At 66.6% G+C, this 16,443-nt stretch carries 15 protein-coding genes; 8 read left to right on the top strand and 7 right to left on the bottom strand.

Annotated elements, in window-relative coordinates; translation table 11 throughout:
• The first annotated feature begins 40 nt into the window (after positions 1 to 40).
• Both menC and E3O44_RS14075 read left to right on the top strand, forming a co-directional pair.
• On the top strand, positions 41 to 1,162 hold the full coding sequence (gene menC, locus E3O44_RS14080) for an o-succinylbenzoate synthase (RefSeq protein ID WP_134535407.1): 1,122 nt from the start codon (positions 41 to 43) through the stop codon (positions 1,160 to 1,162).
• Positions 1,159 to 2,091: an aminodeoxychorismate lyase gene (locus E3O44_RS14075; RefSeq protein ID WP_241976339.1), complete on the top strand. Its 933-nt coding sequence runs from the start codon at positions 1,159 to 1,161 to the stop codon at positions 2,089 to 2,091. The genes menC and E3O44_RS14075 overlap by 4 nt, the downstream gene beginning before the upstream one ends.
• A gap of 23 nt (positions 2,092 to 2,114) precedes the next feature.
• Here E3O44_RS14075 and E3O44_RS19905 read toward each other — a convergent pair whose 3' ends face one another.
• From E3O44_RS19905 to E3O44_RS14040, 7 genes are all read right to left on the bottom strand, one after another.
• Entirely contained in the window at positions 2,115 to 2,747 is a 633-nt protein-coding gene (locus tag E3O44_RS19905; RefSeq protein WP_134535406.1) for a hypothetical protein, read from the bottom strand.
• A 45-nt stretch (positions 2,748 to 2,792) separates the two neighbouring features.
• Positions 2,793 to 3,779, bottom strand: coding sequence for an EAL domain-containing protein (locus E3O44_RS14065; protein ID WP_134535405.1), 987 nt, complete (start codon positions 3,777 to 3,779; stop codon positions 2,793 to 2,795).
• Positions 3,780 to 4,841, bottom strand: coding sequence for a GGDEF domain-containing protein (locus E3O44_RS14060; protein ID WP_166792667.1), 1,062 nt, complete (start codon positions 4,839 to 4,841; stop codon positions 3,780 to 3,782).
• A gap of 103 nt (positions 4,842 to 4,944) precedes the next feature.
• The gene (locus E3O44_RS14055) at positions 4,945 to 5,961 is read right to left on the bottom strand and encodes a LacI family DNA-binding transcriptional regulator (RefSeq protein ID WP_134535403.1); all 1,017 of its coding nucleotides are present in this window, start codon (positions 5,959 to 5,961) and stop codon (positions 4,945 to 4,947) included.
• Between the two features lie 19 nt (positions 5,962 to 5,980).
• Positions 5,981 to 6,811, bottom strand: a complete 831-nt coding sequence (locus E3O44_RS14050; protein ID WP_241976343.1) for a carbohydrate ABC transporter permease — start codon at positions 6,809 to 6,811, stop codon at positions 5,981 to 5,983.
• Between the two features lie 63 nt (positions 6,812 to 6,874).
• Entirely contained in the window at positions 6,875 to 7,849 is a 975-nt protein-coding gene (locus E3O44_RS14045) for a carbohydrate ABC transporter permease (protein WP_372488096.1), read from the bottom strand.
• A gap of 85 nt (positions 7,850 to 7,934) precedes the next feature.
• Positions 7,935 to 9,239 (bottom strand): ABC transporter substrate-binding protein, encoded by a 1,305-nt coding sequence (locus E3O44_RS14040; RefSeq protein ID WP_134535402.1) that lies wholly within the window; start codon positions 9,237 to 9,239, stop codon positions 7,935 to 7,937.
• 193 nt (positions 9,240 to 9,432) lie between these two features.
• Here E3O44_RS14040 and E3O44_RS14035 point away from each other — a divergent pair, with 193 nt between their 5' ends.
• The 6 genes from E3O44_RS14035 to E3O44_RS14010 all read left to right on the top strand — a co-directional run bounded on the left by E3O44_RS14035 (position 9,433) and on the right by E3O44_RS14010 (position 16,431).
• Entirely contained in the window at positions 9,433 to 11,472 is a 2,040-nt protein-coding gene (locus E3O44_RS14035) for a beta-galactosidase (protein WP_134535401.1), read from the top strand.
• A 219-nt stretch (positions 11,473 to 11,691) separates the two neighbouring features.
• Entirely contained in the window at positions 11,692 to 12,384 is a 693-nt protein-coding gene (locus E3O44_RS14030) for a TetR/AcrR family transcriptional regulator (RefSeq protein ID WP_241976338.1), read from the top strand.
• Entirely contained in the window at positions 12,374 to 13,147 is a 774-nt protein-coding gene (locus tag E3O44_RS14025) for a hypothetical protein (protein ID WP_134535400.1), read from the top strand. The genes E3O44_RS14030 and E3O44_RS14025 overlap by 11 nt, the downstream gene beginning before the upstream one ends.
• 6 nt (positions 13,148 to 13,153) lie before the next feature.
• Positions 13,154 to 14,458: an aminotransferase class III-fold pyridoxal phosphate-dependent enzyme gene (locus tag E3O44_RS14020; RefSeq protein ID WP_134535399.1), complete on the top strand. Its 1,305-nt coding sequence runs from the start codon at positions 13,154 to 13,156 to the stop codon at positions 14,456 to 14,458.
• Positions 14,449 to 15,648, top strand: a complete 1,200-nt coding sequence (locus tag E3O44_RS14015) for an MFS transporter (protein WP_134535398.1) — start codon at positions 14,449 to 14,451, stop codon at positions 15,646 to 15,648. Before E3O44_RS14020 ends, E3O44_RS14015 begins: the two co-directional genes overlap by 10 nt.
• Positions 15,649 to 15,747: 99 nt before the next feature.
• A complete protein-coding gene (locus tag E3O44_RS14010; RefSeq protein ID WP_134535397.1) occupies positions 15,748 to 16,431 on the top strand; it encodes an IclR family transcriptional regulator in 684 nt (227 codons plus the stop codon).
• Positions 16,432 to 16,443 lie beyond the last annotated feature (12 nt).

Here is a 16,443-nt window from a genome sequence, read left to right as displayed (position 1 = left end):
GCACCGAACGCAGCACCGAATTCAGCACCGAAGGAGCACGATGAAGGTAGTGGGCGTTTCCCTGTTTGTCACCCGGTTGCCGCTGGTGCACGGTTTTGAGACCAGCTCGCACCGGAAGAGCCACCTCGACCACATCGTCGTGCGCCTCACGGATGACTCCGGCGCGGTCGGCTGGGGCGAGATCGCTTCGGCGAGCGACCCCTTCTATTCCTCGGAGACCGTGGACACGGCCCTGCTCGTCGCGAAGAAGTACATCGTCCCCGCGATCATCGGGCACGAGTGGGAGACGCCGGCCGAGTTGGCGACGACGTGGGCACGCATCCGCGGCCACGAGTTCGCCAAGGCCGGCTTCGACATGGCCGCGTGGAGCCTCTACTCCGGTGCGCGCGACGAACCGTTGTCTGTCGCCCTGGGCGGCACCAGAACCGAGGTCGCCGCGGGCGTCTCCCTCGGCATCGAATCCTCCATCGACGCCCTGCTCACCGAGGTGGCCCGCCACGTCGACGCCGGCTACCGACGGGTGAAACTCAAGATCAAGCCGGGCTGGGACATCGGCCCCGTGCGTGCGGTGCGCGCGGCATTCCCGAAGCAGGACGTGCACGTCGACGCCAACGGGATCTACCCGGACACGGCCGAAACCACCGCCCTGATGCGCGGGCTCGACGAATTCGGCCTCAGCATGATCGAGCAGCCGTACGCCCCCCGCAACTTCGTCGCCCACGCCGCGCTCCAGGCCACCCTGGAGACTCCGATCTGCCTCGATGAGGGCGTCGTGGACCTCGACGACATCGGCACGATGATCGCCCTCGGCGCCGGCCGGATCCTGAACATCAAGGTGTCGCGGATGGGCGGCCTCACGGTCGCGCTCGCCGCACACGATCTCGCCAGGGACGCAGGCCTCCCGGTGTGGTGCGGTGGGATGCACGAGTTCGGCATCGGACGCGCGGCCAACGTGGCCCTGTCTTCGCTGCCCAACTTCAGCTACCCCTCCGACGTGTCGGCGTCGGAGAAGTACTACGAGAAGGACATCATCGACCCCCCGGTCACCGCCGCCAACGGCATGGTGACCGTTCCCACCGGGCCGGGTCTCGGCTACGCGGTCCTGCCCGACTGGATTTCCGAAAACACGATCAGCCACGAGCACTATGGAGAAGAGCGATGAGCACAGCAGAGACGAACCCGGCAGGAACGACCACGGACGGCGCGGACCCCCGGGTGCTGTTCATGCTGGACGATCCGACCCAGACCGGAACGGATGCTTCCACGCTCGCGTCCTCGGTGCGCCGGGCCGACCCTGCCGATCCGCAGATCTCGGTGCTCGACCTCGCGGTGACCCGCGGTGACGGAATCTTCGAAACGCTCGATGCCATCGACGGCTTCGGCCAGGCCCTCGAGCCGCACCTGGCCCGCCTGGAGAATTCGGCCAGGCTGCTCGACCTGCCGGCTCCCTGCCTCGATCTCTATCGCGAGGGCATCCGCCAGGGCATCGCGGCATCCACTCACCCGCGCCTGTCGGTGAAACTCGTGCTCACCCGCGGCATCGAGGGCGCCGGTCGCTGCACGGGCTGGGTGTTCGTCGACCCGGAACCCGACTTCACCGAGGCGCGCACCCACGGCCTGAAGGTGGTCACCCTCGATCGTGGCTACCGCCACGATGTCGCCCAGACCTCGCCGTGGCTCCTCCAGGGCGCGAAGACCCTCTCCTATGCCGTGAACAAGTCCGTCTACCGTGAGGCAGAGCGCCGCGGAGCCGACGACGTGATCTTCATCAGCAGCGACGGGTTCGTGCTGGAAGGGCCGACGTCGACGGCCGTGCTGCAGTTCGGCAGGCACCTCGTCACGCCGTCGACCGACCAGGGGATCCTGGCCGGCACCGCGCAGGCCGCCTTCTTCGATTACGCGGAGGCGAACGGGCTGACCACCGAGTACCGCACCGTCACTCCAGACGAGCTGCGTGCCGCCGACTCGGTCTGGCTCGCCTCGAGCGTGCGGCAGATCGTTCCGGTCGTCGAGATCGACGGTGTCGCCCGCGGCTTCGATGCCGAACTGCACGCCGCGGCGCTCGACTACCTGGTCACGCGCCGCAGCTGAATCCCGGCCCCACGCCCCGCGCATCACGGGGCCGTGGGGGCGGTGAGGGCCGCGACAATGTCCTCCGCCCGCGCCCAGTATGCCGCGTAGTGTCCTGGATCGGCGTTGACCTGCACAGCGTGGGCGAGGAGCGTCGGCTCCATCTCTTTCCATCCGTCGACCTTCGTCAGCTTGGTGAAGAAGTTCTGCGCAGAGACGTAAGGGTCCATCCGGTCGGCCAGTGTCCCCCACGCGCCGTTATCGCGCTGCTGGAACAGCCCACGGCTGTCTGCGCCTGCCGCGTCGCCGTAGTCGAGGACCCGCAGGCCCGACTCGCCCAGGGCGGTCATCACGCCGACGGTCTGGGTATGGGTCCCGATGCCGAGATCCCGCCCGGCATTCATGATGTGTGCGGCATTGACCAGGCGGTCCTGGCAGTAGCCGGCGACCGGACCTGCAGGCACCGTGATCGTCCCCACGACGACCGGGTCGACCGTCGGACAGACGACGGCGGTTCCGGGGACGGCGCCGATCCCCAGGCCCACGAGGTTCCAGCCGGCGAAACCGAGAACGGCACAGAGTGCCACGGCGAGACCCATGATCGTGATCCCGCGCGTTCGTCTGCCGTCCGGCCGCTCTGTGAGCTGGGGCACGACGGCTCCCTTCGCGAGCTTCATCCGACGGTCCGTCGACGGGGTACCCCACGACGTTAGCCAGTGAATCTATGCGCCAGCCCTGAGCCCGCCCCTCTGGCCCATCTGGCCCAGACTCAGGTCGACCAGCCAGTCCAGCAGGGGGAGGCTGGCCTGATCGTGACCACCGTCCAAACCGTGTTGGAGGTCATGCCACAGCTTCGATGCGCTACCGGCGATGCCGCGGTCGGCGATGAACTCCGTCAGGGGGCAGACATCAACGGCGAAGGGATGCGGGGATCCCCAGCGGGTGAACTGCCAGTGAAACGCGAGCGCGCCGAGCTCCGTATGCAGCCGGTCGGCCCGGTCCGGGCGCAGCCCGAAACCTGCCGCCCAGGACGGCACGTCCGCTGCCGGCATCGGGCGTGCGAAGTAGTAGCCCTGACCGAGCGAGGCTCCCAGCACGGATGCCGCCTCGGCGAGGCCGGCATTCTCGATCCCCTCCAGAACGACGGCCGCACCCATGTCCCGACCCATCTGGGACAGTGTCGCAATGAGGCTGAGCGTTTCGACCGGTTTCGTCTCGACGCCGGCGAGCAGCCCGCGGTCGATCTTGATCGTGTCGAACGGCAGCTGGGCGAGCCGCTTCAGACTGCTGTGCCCGGAGCCGAGGTCATCGAGGGCGAGCCCGACTCCGAGGCCGGTGAGCTCCTCGAGCACCGAGCGCGAGGCAGCCGCATCCAGCTCCTGCGTCTCGAGCAGTTCGAGGCTCAGCCGGTTCGCGGCCAGACCGTGCCGACGCAGTGCCTTCGCGACCCATCGGGTGCACCGGGGGTGCACCAGGGTCGACGGGGCCAGGTTCACCGAGACGTCGAGGGCCAGTCCGTCCTGCTCCCACGCGGCGACCCAGCCGAGGGCCTCATTGAGACCGATCCGGAAGAGCTCGTCGAGGTCGTTGCCACTGAGCTGCGGCACGAACCTGTCCGGCGGCACGACGGCGCCGTTGGCGAGGGTCAGCCGGGCGAGGGCCTCGACGCGACGCAGGGTCCCGCTCTTCAGGTCGATGATCGGCTGCATTTACATCGACAGGCCCCCGGCGAACAGGCTGTCCCGGAGCTCGCGGGATCTCTCGCCGCGGCGGAAATCCTTCGCGGCCATCGTCGCGTCCCACTCGACAATCGGTCCCGTGGGAGCGAGCCGCCACCACGCGTCCGGGCTCGACGAATCCGAGCCCGGTTCGGGCAGCGCCTGGCTCGCCAGCCGGAGAACGTGCGGCCCGGAACTCCGGGCGGGAAACGGCGTGATCCCCATCGTCATCCCGAGCATCACAGACTCGCCGTCGATCGGGAACGGGGTCTCGACGGCTTCGTGCAAGCGCTGGAGCCGGGCGGCAAGCTCAGGCGATGCGTCGTCGCACAGTCCCTCGAGGACGACGACGAACTGGTCGCCGCTGAAGCTCGCGAGGTAGTCGCCCTCTCGGAGCCGGCCCTTCAGCCGGCGGGCGAATTCCGCGAGCACATCATCGGCTCCGGAAAATCCGAACGAATGCCGGACCCCTCGGAAATGGTCCAGGACGATGAGTCCGAGACCGGCACGGTCGGCGTGGCCGGTCGGTGCGGCATCCGTTGATCGACGCTGCAGGTACGACTCGAAGCCGAACCGATTCGGCAGCCCGGTGACGGCGTCGTGGACGGCCTGGAAGTCCAGCTCCTCCTGAAGGGTGATCCGGGTATTGATATCGCGCTGCACGCTGACATAGTGCGTGATCACACCGTCGGGATCCCGGAGCGGCACGATGCTCAGGCCGTTCCAGAACGGCGAGCCATCCTTGCGATAGTTGAGAATGTCGCCGTCGAACCCTTCACCGGCCTCGAGTGCGCGCCGGATCGAACCCCGGACGTCGGCGCTGGACCCCGGTCCCTGCAGAAGCCGGCAGTTGGTCCCAAGGATCTCCTGCTCGCTGTACCCGGTGATCGCGGTGAAAGCTGCGCTGACGTGCAGGATGTTCTGCGCCACGTCGGTGATCAGGGAGACCGTGGATGTCGCAGCGAAGGCCCGGGCGAGCAGCTCAGCGCCTGCGCCGGGCACCCCGTTGCTCTCGACCGGTTCGGATCGGTTCGGAAAGATCGGACTGGCCATGCGATTCATACGTCCCCCGAGCGCAAGCGCCGTCAGACCCTAGAAACGGACGGACGCGCTCTCACTCTAGACCGGGAAGAGCGCCGCGGATGCGGCGTCGGTATTACGCCGATCCCCGCACAATCAGATCGGTGGGCACGACGATCGCGGCGGTCCGCTCCCCCTTGATCACTTCGAGAAGGAGCCGCACCATTTCTTCGCTGATCCGGTCGAATGGCTGGTGCATCGTGGTGAGTGGCGGCACGGTCGTGAGAGCGACGGGCGCGTCGTCGAATCCGGCGACGGCGACATCCTCCGGAACCCTCCGGCCGAAACCTACCAGGGCGTCAATGGCGCCGGCCGCCATCATGTCGTTCGCCACGAAGACCGCGTCCAGGTCCGGGCGCCGGTCCAGCAGCTCGGTCATTGCCTCAGCGCCGCTCGCGCGGCTGTAGTCTCCATGCGCGACCAGCGTTTCGTCGAAGTCATCGCCGAGCTCGTCGACGTAGGCCTGATACCGTTTCATTCCGCCGGACGTGTCTCCCGGACCGGTGATCGTGGCCAACCGGGCGCGTCCGGTCCCACGCAGGTATTTCACCATCTCCCGGGCCCCGTCATAATCATCGGCGGCAACGTAACCTAGCTTGCGTTCGAACCCGAGCGGCACCCCGCAGGCGATCGCCGGGATGCCCGCGGCCACGATGTCCGAGATCAGCCCGTGCCTGCTGCTGTGCGAGGAAACCAGGAGGACACCGTCGACGTGACCGGCCGTGACGAACTCGGTCGCCCGACGCTGCTCGTCCTCGCTTCCGGCCATCAGCAGCACCAGGGAGATGTCGTGCCGGGAGAGCGCCTTGGAGGCTCCCCTCATCAGCACGGCGAAGTTCGGGTCTTCGAAGAGCCGCTCCTGGTCCTCCGTGAGCAGGAACGCGACGGAGTTCGCCCGACTCGTCGCGAGGCTCCTGGCGTGAGGGTTGACCCGGTATCCGGTCTTCTTGATGGCGGAATTCACGCTCTGCAGGGAATCCGGACTCACCCAATGGCCGCCGTTGAGTACCCTCGAGACGGTGCCTCGGGAGACGCCGGCTTCCGCGGCGACATCATCGATCGTGGGTCGGCGTTTGGCGCTGGGCGGGGTCACGGACAAAGCCTACCCGCGGCTACTTGACCGCCCCGGCGGCCAGGTCGACCTTCCAGTAGCGCTGCAGTACGAGGAACAGGATCACCAGCGGGATGATCGACAGCAGCGCGCCGGTGATTACGAGTGTGTACATCGCCGGGGCGGTCGCACCCTGGTTCAGCAGGCCGCTCAATCCGACCGTGACCGGGTACAGTGCGTCATTGCCGAGCATGATGTACGGCAGCATGAAATTGTTCCACACCGCCACGAACTGGAACAGGAAGATGGTCACGAGGCCAGGAGCCATCATCGGCAACGCGATCCGGTTGAAGATGCGCAGTTCGCCTGCGCCTTCGGTGCGTGCGGCCTCGATGACGTCGGTCGGCACAGAGGCGGCAGCATAGATCCGCGCCAGGTAGATGCCGTACGGACTGATGATCTGGGGCAGCAGCACGGACCAGAAGGTGTTCGTCATCCCAACGGAGGCGAACAGGAAGTACTGCGGGATCGCCAGGATGACGCCCGGAACGAGCACACCCATCAGCAGGACGGAGAAGACCGCCTTCTTGCCCGGGAACTCGAACTTCGCGAGGACATACCCGGAGATGGCGGAGATCCAGGTGGAGGCGAGTGCCCCAATCCCGGCATAAAGCGCCGTGTTGAGCACCCAGCGCCAGTACAGTCCGCCCCGGTACTGGGTCAGTTCGACGATGTTGTCCCACAGGTGGGTGCTCGGCATCAGCGTGAACGTAGAGAACAGTTCAGAGCTGTTCTTGCTTGCGGCCATGACGACCCAAAACACCGGAAAGAGGCAATAGATGGCGCCGATGAGCAGGATGCCGGTCGAGACGAAACTCGGTTTGACCCGGATCGAGTCGACTGATCCGCGAGTCCTGCGGGGCCTGGTTCGGGGAATGCTGAAGGTCGTCACGGTCTAGTCCTCCTGGCCGAACGCGCGTTTCTGCACGACTCGCAGGAACAGGAATGAGAAAGCAAAGGTGACGACGGCGATGATGATCGAGGTCGCGGCCGCCGAGTAGATGTCGTCGCGGGTGAACGCGTCCCGATACACGAGCATGAGCGGCGACCAGCTCGTGGACAGGCTGTTCGTGAGTGGCCGCAGGGTCGTCGGTTCCGCGAACACCTGGAGGGTGGCGACCATGGAGAAGAGGGCGGTCATCACGATGGAGGGAGCAATGATGGGGATCTTGATCCGCCAGGCCACCTGCACCTCCGTGCAGCCATCGAGCTTGGCCGCCTCGTAGATGTCCGTCGGGACGGCCTTGAGGGAGGTGTACATCACGATCATGTTGAAACCGACGCCGCCCCAGAGCGCGATGTTCGCGATCGCGAACAGCACAGTTGACGAGTCCAGGACTCCGGCGACGTCCCAGCCGAGACGATCGAAGACCCAGTAGAACGGGCTCACTGCCGGCAGGTAAAGGAAGCCCCAGAGAAGTGAGCTAATCACGGCCGGCACGGCGAATGGCAGGAAGATGGCGGTGCGGGAGAATCCCGCCGCTCTGGTGCGTCGCGAATCGAGCAGCAACGCGAAAAGAAGCGCAAGGCCGAGCATCAGTGGGATCAGGACGAGACCGTAGAGCAGCACCCGGCCGACGCTCGCGCCGAAGTCAGCGTTGGTGAGAGACCCGATGTAATTCTCCAGGCCGGCGAAAGCCGTCGTGCGACCGCCGGAACCGAGGCCGAGACCCTTGACCTGTTTCTTCTGCAGGCTGAGAAACAGCGTGTAGACGATCGGCGCCGCCATGAACGCGAGGAAGAGAACGATCCCGGGCGCGAGCATGAGGTACGGGATGAGTACTCGGGAACGGAAGTTTCCCGTTCGCGCACTCGACGGGGTATCGGTTCGCGTTCGAGGCGTCGGCGCCTCGGTCACAGTGGCAGTCACAAGTGGTCCTCAATCGGAAGGGAATAAATGAGGGGGGACGACCCGTCCAGGTACTGGTATCGGGCGGGTCGTCCCCAAGGAGGTGCTATTTGACGGTGAACCCGCTCTTGGTCAGGTCGTCCGTGGTGATCTTCTGCATGTTGGTGACCGCGGCCAGGAAGGCGCTCTTCGTCTTTGCGTCGGCCGCCTTGGCGAACTCGTCGTTGTAGGCGCTGTATGCCACATTGACGTTGGGCCCGTACGTGAACGGCGAGACCGTTTTCGCGACATCGGCAGCAACCTTGTAGAAGTCGGGCTGGTTGCTAAAGAAGGCGGGCGCCGTGGTCAGGGCGGACTGTGCTGCGGCCGCATCGGCCGGGTAGATGTTGGCGGTACTGACCAGGGCGGCAACTGCGGCGGGATCGGTGTTCAGCCAGGTGGCGAACTTGACGGCTTCCTTGGTATGCGTCGACTGGGTCGTCACGCCGGTGGACGATCCGCCCCAGTTACCGGTCGCGGGAGCCGAGGCGTCCCACTGCGGCATCGGTGCGGCCTTCCAGAGGCCGGCGGTGTCTGCTGCATTGCCAGCGAGCACGCCGGGGGCCCAGACTGCGCTCAGCCAGCCCACCTGCGTGCCGGTGTTCAGACCGGCGTTCCAGGCCGGGGTGTACATCGGCTTGTTGTCGATCACACCCTCTTCGACGAGGCCACCCCAGTAGGCCGCTACCTTCTGGGTCGGCGTCTTGTCGACGTTCACGCTCCACGCGTCTCCGTCAATGCCCCACCAGGAGGCGCCGGCCTGCTGCGCCATTCCGGTGAACCAACCCGCGTCGCTGGAGGAGAAGGTCCCCAGATAATCAGCCGGGTTGGCTGCATGGATCGCACGGGCGTCAGCCGCGTACTCATCCCAGGTGGTCGGGACCGTGAGGCCGAGCTTCTCGAAGACGTCTGCACGGTAGTAGAACATCATCGGGCCGGTGTCCTGCGGGAGCGCGTAAAGAGCATCTCCGCCGAGAGTGACCGAGTTCCAGACTCCATCCGTGAACGCGCTCTTGACGTCTGAGCCGACGGTGCCGGAGATATCAGCGAGTGCGTCTGCGGCCACAAGGGTGGGGATCTTCTGGTATTCGGCCTGGATCAGGTCCGGTGCGCCGCTGCCTGCCTTGATAGCGGTGAGCAGCTTGGTGATCGCGGGGTCGCCGCCGTCCTGCTTCTGCACGGTGACCTGAATTTCCGGGTGCGCCTTGTTCCAGACGTCGACAACCTTGTCGAGGTTGGGCGCCCACGCCCAATACGACAGCGAGACCGGAGCGCTCGTGTCGCCTCCGGCCGCCGGGCTGGAACAGCCGGACATGAGCAAAGCGGCGGCAGCGGCCATGGCCACTGCTCCGACACGGAATGAAGTGCGCATTCGTCCTCCTTGAAGAAAGCTGGTGCTGTGATGGGTTCGCCCCGACCCGGTGAACGACTGTCGACCTCGGCTGTGAGCGGTTCTAGTAGCTCACACTAACGTGCGTCTTGTCAAATAGCGGTTTATAGTCGGTTTTTGATTCAATTCCTGTGATAGAACTGGGAGCGCACACAGTCAAAGGAGCCAAACACCCATGCCATTCGAGCCTCTCTCCCCCGCTGCCCTTGTCCGGTCGGACCGCTGGCCGCGCGGCGCAACCGGCCTGCGTTACGGCGGCGACTATAACCCGGAGCAGTGGCCGCGCGAGGTGTGGTTGGAAGACATCGCCCTGATGAACGAGGCCGGCATCAATCTGGTCAGCATCGGAATTTTTTCCTGGGTGCTTGTGGAGCCCCGCGAGGGCGAATACGATTTTGCGTGGCTCGACGACTTGTTTAATCTGCTGCACGATGCGGGCATCGACATCGACCTCGCCACGCCGACAGCGGCTCCCCCGGCCTGGTTTTGGAAGAAATATCCTGCCGCCCGCCCGGTGAACCGTGAGGGCGTTCAGCTGTCCGGCGGCTCGCGCGGCATCGTCAGCCCCAGCTCGCCCGAATACCGCCGAGCCGCCGCCAACATCACCGAGCAACTCGCCCGTCGGTATGCCGACCATCCCGCGCTCGTGCTCTGGCATGTCCACAACGAATACGGCGCCCCGATCAGCGAGTCCTACGACGACTACTCCGTCGCGGCCTTTCGGATCTGGCTGCAGAAACGCTATGGCACTCTCTCGGGCCTCAACGAGGCCTGGGGAACAACGTTCTGGGGCCAGCGCTACGGGGAATGGGACGAGATCGACGCGCCCCGTCTCTCCGCGTCCGTGACGAACCAGACCCAGCGCCTCGATTTCAAGCGCTTTTCCTCGGACGCTCTTCTCGAATGCTTCATCGCCGAACGCGACACGATCCGCCAGTTCACCCCGGACATCCCGGTGACCACCAACTTCATGGCCACCAACTGCCTGTCGGCGGACTACTGGAAGTGGAGCCGCGAGGTCGACATCGTCTCCAACGACCACTACCTCGTCGCCGAACGACCCGACAACCACATCCTGCTGGCAATGGACGCCGACCTCACCCGGTCGTTCGCCGGGGGCGCACCGTGGATCCTGATGGAACATTCCACGGGAGCGGTCAACTGGCAACCGCGCAACATCGCCAAGACGGCCGGGGAGCTCGCACGAAACTCGCTGTCCCATCTCGCCCGCGGGGCAGACGGGATCCTCTTCTTCCAGTTCCGGGCCTCCCGTTACGGTGCGGAGAAGTTCCACTCCGCCATGTTGCCCCACGCCGGCACCGACACCCGGGCTTGGCGCGACGTCGTTGAGCTCGGAGCCACCCTGGCCAGACTCGCGTCCGTCCGGGCGAGCCGGGTGCGCGCCCGGGTGGCCATCCTCTGGGACGTGGAATCCTTCTGGGCCCAGGACCTCGAGTGGCGACCGAGCGTCGAGCTCGACCACCGCGAGCGTATCGAGGCGTTCTACTCGGCCCTGTGGAACCGGGGTGTCACCGTCGACTTCGCGCACCCGGCCACAGACCTGCACGGGTACGACCTGGTGCTGGCCCCGAGCCTCTACCTGGTCGGTCCCGCTGCCGCTGCCAACCTCACCGACTATGTGCGCGGCGGAGGCACCCTCGTCGTGTCCTATTTCTCGGGGATCGTCGACGAACAGGACGCCGTGTATCCGGGGGCCGCTCCCGGCGCTCTGCGCGACGTGCTCGGCCTCGCCATCCACGAATTCCGTCCCCTGCGCGAAAACGAATCGGTTGACCTGAGCGACGAAAGGTCCGGCTCCGGCTGGACCGACGATATCCACGTGTCGACGGCCGAGGTGCTCTCCCGCTACCTCGATGGGCCCGCCGCCGTGGGACCCGCGATCACCCGGAATTCCTTCGGTTCGGGCTCAGCCTGGTATGTATCCACGCGCCTGATCGGCCATGATCTCGATTCGCTTCTCGGCGAGGTCCTGACCTCCATCGGCATGAGCACCGAGCCGATGCCCGGAATCGAAGTGGTGACCCGCACAAGTGATCGGGGTGACTTCACGTTCGTCATCAATCACACGAACGCCGACGCGACCCACCCGGCAACCGGCACCGAGCTCATCACCGGCGAGACGATCTCGGACACGGTCACCGTGCCCGCGGGGCTGACCCGCGTCGTGCATAGCGTCCCGACCGAAACGGCCTGATCTGCCGAAGGCCCGTGGCGAGCATGTTTCGCCACATTACCGGTGTGTAAAACGTCCAGGCCAGGCATTGTGCCTCCCCGGTCAGCGTGTGAATCTTGCCTAGTTGGTCAACCGTCCAACTTTGCCCCCGGGAGCACACGTGCCGTTGTCACCGCCGAGGAAACCCGGACGTCTCGCCGTCACGGGCGTCACAGCCCGGCCCACGTCGGGTGCCCGCGAATGAGACGCATCCCACCCGAACAGCGCCGGGACGAACTCATCGCCGCGGCGACCCGCGTCATCGCCCGCGACGGAGTCACGGCCGCGACGACCCGCGCCATCGTCGCCGAGGCCGGGATGCCGCTCGGTTCCTTCCACTACATCTTCGGCTCCCGGGACGAACTGCTCGCGGCCGTGATCGATACCAATACCGAGGAACAGAAGTTCCTCGTGTTCACGAGCGTCGGCGCCGATGGGGACCGCAGCGTCGAAGCCGTGCTGCGCGCCGGCCTCGACGCATACATCGACTGGCTCGTGGCCGACCCGCTCCGCGAACTCGCCCTCGCAGAACTCGCGCTGTACGCCTCGCGGACCGGGGCCGCCGGAGGAACACGCACCCAGTACGACGTCTACTACCGGTCGGCGGACGAGTCGCTGCGCCGGGTCTCCGAACTCACCGGGCGAGCCTGGACGGTGAACGTCGCACAGCTCGCGCGTTACCTCGTCGCGATCGTCGACGGGCTGACGACGACCTGGCTCGCGGACCGCGATACCGAAGCCGCCAGGGCCCTTGCACATTTCGCTGCCGCGTCGCTCGCGGTCCACGCATCCGCGGAGGCCTCTGCTTCACCTGGCCACTCCGACGGATTCGACTTCGAACTCAACCTCCATCACACCGGTACCGACTACGAACAGGATCCCCGTGCTCACTGACACCGACCCCCGCGTGCGCGCCCAGGTCAACCTGCACGCCGTGCTCGGCTCGCTGCCGAGGCTGGCCGAGCTCGCCCCTGACGCCCAGGCACTCCTCGCCGGGCTGTCGCGCCCGGTCGCGGTGAGCTTCCGCGGACCAGACGGGCTCAGCATGGACCTCACCTTCGCGCGGGACGGGATCACTCCCGGGCGCGCACCCGGCGCAGCCCGCGCCCTGCTGGTCTTCCGCTCGGCCGCGCACCTCAACGCCGTCGTCGACGGAACGGCCGGGCCGATCCCCGCCGCCGGCCCGACCGGACTGCGCTTCCTGCTCCGGGTGTTCACGCCGCTCAGCAACCTTCTCGGCACGTACCTGCAGCCGTCCCCCGACCGCCTCGCCGAGGCAGACTTCACCGAGATCAACGCCCTGCTGACGCTCCACGTCGCCGCGACGGCGATCACGATCATCGGCACCCTTGATCGGAGCGGCCGATTCAGCGTCGCGCAGATGCCCGACGGTGACGTGGACATCGAGGTCGGGGACGGCCTCCGCTACCGGCTTGCGGTCCGTGGCAGCAGCATCCGCCTCAACGGAGAACCCGTCGGCCCGCCGCGTGCCGCGCTCACCTTCGCCGACCTCGATGTCGCGGGCGGGGTGCTCACCGGCCGCTACAGCGCCCTCGCCTGCATGAGCGACGGCCGCATGGCGATGCGCGGGATGATCCCGCTCGTCGACAACACCAGCCGAATCCTCGACCGCGTCAGCTCCTACCTCGGAAAGTAACCCGCCATGACCGAAGCCCTCGCCCCCGTCAAGCCCATCGAGCCCCTCACACCCATCACGCCGTACGAGTACCCGCTCAGCCGTGCCGCCTTCGCGCGGGCCACGAAGGTGATCCCATCGGGGATCTACGGCCACCAAGGTCCCTCGGAAGGCTGCTACATCCCGCAGGCCTCCTTCCCGCTCTTCTCCTCCCGCGCGGAGGGAACCCGGTTCTGGGACGTCGACGGCAACGAGTACATCGACTACATGTGCGGCTACGGCCCCAACGTGCTCGGGTACGGCGACGACGAGGTGCACGCCGCGGCCCGCACGCAGGCCGAACTCGAGGACGTCGTTTCGATCCCGTCGACGATCATGGTCGACCTCGCCGAGCTCCTCGTCGAGACGGTCGCGAGCGCCGACTGGGCCTTTTTCGCCAAGAACGGCGGCGACACCACCACCCTCGCGATCATGACCGCGCGCGCCGCGACGCGCCGCAAGAAGATCGTTTTCGTGAAGGGCTACTACCACGGGGTCGCGCCCTGGTCGCAGAAGCTCGACTACCCCGGAGTGCTCGAAGAGGATGTCGCCAACAACCTGACCATTCCGTTCAACGACATCGAAGCCTTGCGCCGGACCCTCGAGCAGCATGCCGGCCAGATCGCCGGCCTCATCGCCCAGCCGTACATGCACGGGAACTTCGTGGACAACGCGCTGCCGGCCGAGGGGTATTGGCAGGCCGTTCGCCGACTCTGCGACGAGCATGGCGTCGTGCTCATCGTCGACGACGTCCGGGCCGGCTTCCGTCTCGACCTGGCCGGTTCCGACCACTACTACGGCTTCAGCGCCGACCTGATCTGCTTCTGCAAGGCCCTCGCGAACGGCTACAACGTGTCGGCGCTCTGCGGCCGCGACTTCCTGAAGGACGCCGTCAGCAGCATCACATACACGGGCAGCTATTGGATGAGCGCGGTGCCGTTCGCAGCCGCGATCGCGACGATCACCAAGCTGCACCGCATCGACGCGCCCGCCCAGTTCGCCAGGCTCGGCACAAGGCTGACCACAGGCCTCATAACTGCCGCTCGCAACGAGGCCTTCACGCTTGTATCCTCGGGGGAACCAGCCCTGTTCTACCTCCGTCTCGCCGACGACGACTCACTGATGCTCCATCAGGAATGGGTCGCCGAATGCGTGCAGCGCGGGGTATTCATCACGTCGCACCATAATCACTTCATCAACGCCGCCCTGACCGAAACGGATGTGGACATGACGATCGACATTGCCAGCCAGGCCTTCTCCATCGTCCGGAAGCGGCATCCGCTGTGGAGCTGAGCCCGCATCACCCCGCCCCGCGGGCGGAGCTGATCTCGGTCGGTTCGACCTATGCCGTTCAGGGGCTCGGGTACGCCGTGATCGTGACGTCCCTCCCCGCCATCCAGGCACGACAGTCGCTCGACGCCACCATGGTGGCGTTGCTCCTCCTCGGCGTGTCCCTCGCCGCGGCGGGCGGTTCCGTTCTCGCCGACGCGATCGCCATCCGCCGCAACAGCAAGGCTGCACTGCTGAGCGGCCTCGCCGCCCAGGCCGTCGGGTTCTTCCTGATGGCGACCGCACAGCCGGCCCCGATCTATGTGGGGGCCGTGCTCCTCTTCGGTGTCGGGCTGGGGGCCGTGGATGCCTCGACCGCGATGCAGGGCGTCCTCGTCCAGAGGGGCAGGCCCCGACCCCTGCTCGGGCGCTTCTTCGCCGCGTACACGCTCGCCGCGATCGTGGGGGCGTTCCTGATGGTCGCACTCGTGGAAACCCCGGCCGGCGCCGGAGCGGTCCTCACAATCGTCGGCGTCGCGGACGTGCTGGTCATCGTCGCCGGCTGGCGCCTTCTCGACACCGGTCACGCGGCCCGCACCCCCGGCCACGCCCGGGATGCCACCCGCATTCCGCGCTGGCCCGTCTTCGTGATCGGGGCGCTCATCCTGGCCGCCTTCGTCGCCGACTCCGCGGTGAGCACCTGGAGCAGCGTCTATCTCAGCGGCACCCTGCACACGGCGGCGTGGGCTGCGCCGCTCGGCTATGCCGCGTACCAGATCGTCGTGCTGATCTCACGGCTCGGCGTGGACTACCTCGCCCGCCGCACCGCCCGCACGGTGATCGCGACCTCGGCCATCGCCTTCGGTGGAATCGGATTCGTCGTGATCGCCCTCGTCCCGACCACGGCAGGCGCGATCATCGGCTTCGCCCTCACCGGCGTGATCGCGGGAGCGCTCGTCCCGCTCTCCTTCGGGGCCGCCGGCGACGTGCTCCCGTCTCGCAGCGACGAGATCATCGCGCGGGTGAACCTCTTCAACTATGCCGGCGCCATTCTCGGCACCGTCATCGTCGGCGTGGTCGCGGACCAGACCGGTTTCGGCCTCGCCTTCCTGATCCCGCTCGTCATCCTCGTCCTGGTCTTGCCCGCCACCCGGGTCCTCCGGAAGCCGAAAGGCATCCCCCTCGAACCCCTCGAGGCGACCCAGCCCGGCTGATTCGGGTCTTGCCCGGAACCACAAAAAATGAAATCATGTTGTCACTAGATGGAAATCTGTTCGGACTAGTCTGAGCGGACTCTCTCGAAAGGTGCTGACATGAGCGCGGACGCTCCGGAATCCACGGGTACCAGGACCGTCGAGCGCGCGCTCGGCCTGCTCGCCTACGTGTGCGAACACGGTGCCGTCTCCCTGACCGAGGCCGCCCACGGTAGCGACCTGTCGATCTCCACTGCCCTCCGGCTGTTGCGCACCCTCGAAACCACCGGGTTCGTGTCCCGCGATGACAACGGCGACTACCGTCCGGGGAGCATCACCATCCGCCTCGGCGCCCAGGCGCTGTCCCGCGAGACCATTGTCTCCGTCGCGGAACCGAAGCTGCACGAGATCGTCGAATTCACCAGCGAAAACGCCTACCTCGCGCTTCCGTCGACCTCGGACAGCATGCTGTACGCGGCCGGCGTGCAAGGAAGCCATCCGGTCCAGCTGGCCAACTGGGTCGGCCGCGTCATTCCCCGCTCGACGACGGCGGCGGGCACGGCATTCGCCGGCCGGGTCGGCGCACAGGGGTTCGCTGTCGTGAGGAGCGGAGCGGATCACGACTCGACGGCCATCGCGGTTCCGGTCCACTCCGTCGGCACGATCGTGGCCACGCTCTCGGTCGTCATCCCGAACTACCGCGTCACCGATCCGGAACTGGATCGCATCGGCGCCCTCCTCGTCCGGGTCGCCGGCGAGATCTCCGAGCGGCTGGGTTCCGACCCGCTGCCGGATGAGACCTGATCCCGCCAGCAC

This window comes from Cryobacterium algoricola (assembly GCF_004402485.1).
GTDB lineage: Bacteria > Actinomycetota > Actinomycetes > Actinomycetales > Microbacteriaceae > Cryobacterium > Cryobacterium algoricola.
Note: the sequence above shows the minus strand (reverse complement) of the source record. Positions and strands in the feature narration are given on the sequence as shown.

What these genes read in the sequence shown, in the direction of transcription:
- E3O44_RS14060 (WP_166792667.1), bottom strand. Translation starts at nt 4,841, where the DNA reads ATGGCCAGTCCGATCTTTCCGAACCGATCCGAACCGGTCGAGAGCAAC.
- E3O44_RS14075 (WP_241976339.1), top strand. Translation starts at nt 1,159, where the DNA reads ATGAGCACAGCAGAGACGAACCCGGCAGGAACGACCACGGACGGCGCG.
- E3O44_RS14040 (WP_134535402.1), bottom strand. Translation starts at nt 9,239, where the DNA reads ATGCGCACTTCATTCCGTGTCGGAGCAGTGGCCATGGCCGCTGCCGCC.
- E3O44_RS14030 (WP_241976338.1), top strand. Translation starts at nt 11,692, where the DNA reads ATGAGACGCATCCCACCCGAACAGCGCCGGGACGAACTCATCGCCGCG.
- E3O44_RS19905 (WP_134535406.1), bottom strand. Translation starts at nt 2,747, where the DNA reads ATGAAGCTCGCGAAGGGAGCCGTCGTGCCCCAGCTCACAGAGCGGCCG.
- E3O44_RS14010 (WP_134535397.1), top strand. Translation starts at nt 15,748, where the DNA reads ATGAGCGCGGACGCTCCGGAATCCACGGGTACCAGGACCGTCGAGCGC.
- E3O44_RS14035 (WP_134535401.1), top strand. Translation starts at nt 9,433, where the DNA reads ATGCCATTCGAGCCTCTCTCCCCCGCTGCCCTTGTCCGGTCGGACCGC.
- E3O44_RS14020 (WP_134535399.1), top strand. Translation starts at nt 13,154, where the DNA reads ATGACCGAAGCCCTCGCCCCCGTCAAGCCCATCGAGCCCCTCACACCC.
- E3O44_RS14065 (WP_134535405.1), bottom strand. Translation starts at nt 3,779, where the DNA reads ATGCAGCCGATCATCGACCTGAAGAGCGGGACCCTGCGTCGCGTCGAG.
- menC (WP_134535407.1), top strand. Translation starts at nt 41, where the DNA reads ATGAAGGTAGTGGGCGTTTCCCTGTTTGTCACCCGGTTGCCGCTGGTG.